3 protein-coding genes and 1 pseudogene are annotated in these 1,881 nt (G+C 57.7%); 2 read left to right on the top strand and 2 right to left on the bottom strand.

Annotated elements, in window-relative coordinates; translation table 11 throughout:
- On the top strand, positions 1-617 hold a 617-nt coding region (locus tag EA472_RS21760; RefSeq protein ID WP_133306993.1), incomplete at its 5' end, for a (Fe-S)-binding protein.
- Between the two features lie 14 nt (positions 618-631).
- Positions 632-981, top strand: a pseudogene (locus EA472_RS21755) (transposase); the annotation flags it as partial.
- Between the two features lie 289 nt (positions 982-1,270).
- On the opposite strand, the gene EA472_RS21750 reads toward EA472_RS21755, so the two are convergent.
- Together EA472_RS21750 and EA472_RS21745 are read right to left on the bottom strand one after the other, a co-directional pair.
- On the bottom strand, positions 1,271-1,474 hold the full coding sequence (locus tag EA472_RS21750; RefSeq protein ID WP_124193539.1) for a hypothetical protein: 204 nt from the start codon (positions 1,472-1,474) through the stop codon (positions 1,271-1,273).
- Positions 1,475-1,717: 243 nt separating this feature from the next.
- Positions 1,718-1,881: integrase core domain-containing protein (locus tag EA472_RS21745; protein ID WP_165874939.1), on the bottom strand; the 164-nt coding region annotated here is incomplete at its 5' end.

Raw genomic sequence — 1,881 nt, 5'->3', positions numbered from 1 at the left:
CCTGGGAGGACTGCGAGTTCGACGCGATCGTCTGCACCGATCCCCACTCCTACAACACGTTCGAAAACGAGTACCCCGAGGTCGACTTCGCGGAGTTCGCCGACGACCCGATGATGCCCTTCGAGTACGACGAGCGGTGGAACGCAGACGGCGAGATCGACGTGCTTCACTGGACTCAGGCCGTCGAAGAGGTAGTTCGGGACGGGAAACTCGACCTGAACGGCGACGAACTCGACTACACCGTCACCTACCACGACCCGTGTCACCTCGGGCGGTACAACGACGAGTACGAGGCCCCGCGCGACCTGATCGAGGCGACCGGCTGTGATCTCCACGAGATGCCGCGCAACCGCGCTAACTCGTTCTGTTGCGGCGGCGGTGGCGGCGGCCTCTGGATGGACTTCGAGGAGGACCCCAAACCCAGCGAGGAGCGCCTGCGCGAGGCGCTCGAGGACACCGCCGCCGGCGCGGCAGTAGAGAAGTTCGTCGTCGCCTGTCCGATGTGCATGACGATGTACGAGGACGGTCGCAAGACCGGCGACTTCGAAGACGAGATCGAGATCGTCGACGTCGCCGAACTGATCGTCGAGGCGGTCAAGGTGAGAAGTGCTGAATAGATATGCATCACTTATCGTATGACCAGGACAAACCGCCGGTGTTCACGATCGTTGATCGTGGCACCGGAAACCGGTACGTGATCTCCGCGAAATCAGCCGACGAATCGACGGTTCGGCTCCTTCTCGCAGTTTGCGAGAAGGACCACCGCCCGTCTACACGGATGGAGTTCGTGCCTATGATCCACTAGTCGAGTATGACGCATTCGACCGCGCGTACGTCGTCCACGGCAACGGCGATTATGCCGATGAAGACGCTCACGTTAACACCTGTGAGAGCCACGGATCGCTGCTGTGACCGTGGCTCTCGCCTCATCGAGGCATCTCAAAAGACAAGCTCACACAGTATCTCCAAGCCTTTGATTAGATTGCTATTCAACAGAACAGTTGAGCTAGTTCTGATCGGCCCTGTTCGTACAATTCTGCATCCAGCTCCGGGCACACTGTGAAATTGAGGCTATTCGGTATTATCCTCGAAATCGATATTCACCTTGTTGATGAGGCGTTTTATCACGCCGCGTCCGCTCTCTCGTCAGCGTCGACAACGCAACGTCGTACGTTCCGAAGCAACTCGTCGGTTGATCCTCGTTGAGACCGCCGACGGCCGCCCGAAGCGCAACTTACGACGAGATATTATCTATCATGAATACTACCAGTCACCGCTCGGTAGCTTGAAGATCCGTTTGTATGCGCTTGTGCTCGAGGTCAACGCCGATCCACCGGTGACCGTCGCGAACGCTGTCGTTCGGGTCACGGAAGATTTCAACCTCGCGAACGCCTGTTACCGCCAGGATAATGACGATCGCCGGATCGTGAAACGCGCGTTCCCGCGGGACGCCGATCGTTTCCTTGAGGACCATGTCGACGCGTTCAGTCGCGTAAACGATGATTCGCGTGCGTTGGTCGCGGTATTGAGACGGTCTACCCGGTTGATTCCCTCGCGTTCGAAATATCGGGCGAACCGGTCAGTGGTGAGCGTATTGTTGCTCGCGAGCCGCCGGAATCCAGCGACTCGAGGTAGCGTGAAACAGTGTCTTCGATGGTACGCTCTTGTGAAGGACATTGTTGGTCAGTCAGAGAACAGTTCGAATAATCGGCACTGTCTAGTTCAGCACCTCCTCAGCTGGTGTTCGTCCATTCAGTGCTTGATTCGGCCGATCATGGTTATAATGGTGTCTGAAGCGTCTGAGCCAGCGGCGTGCGCTGGCTGGACTGCCCCGCCAGAAGGAGTGAAAGCGGTCGATCCGCATTGAGACAGTCTGAAACC

The sequence above is a fragment of the Natrarchaeobius oligotrophus genome (assembly GCF_003841465.1).
Classification (GTDB): domain Archaea; phylum Halobacteriota; class Halobacteria; order Halobacteriales; family Natrialbaceae; genus Natrarchaeobius; species Natrarchaeobius oligotrophus.
Note: the sequence above shows the minus strand (reverse complement) of the source record. Positions and strands in the feature narration are given on the sequence as shown.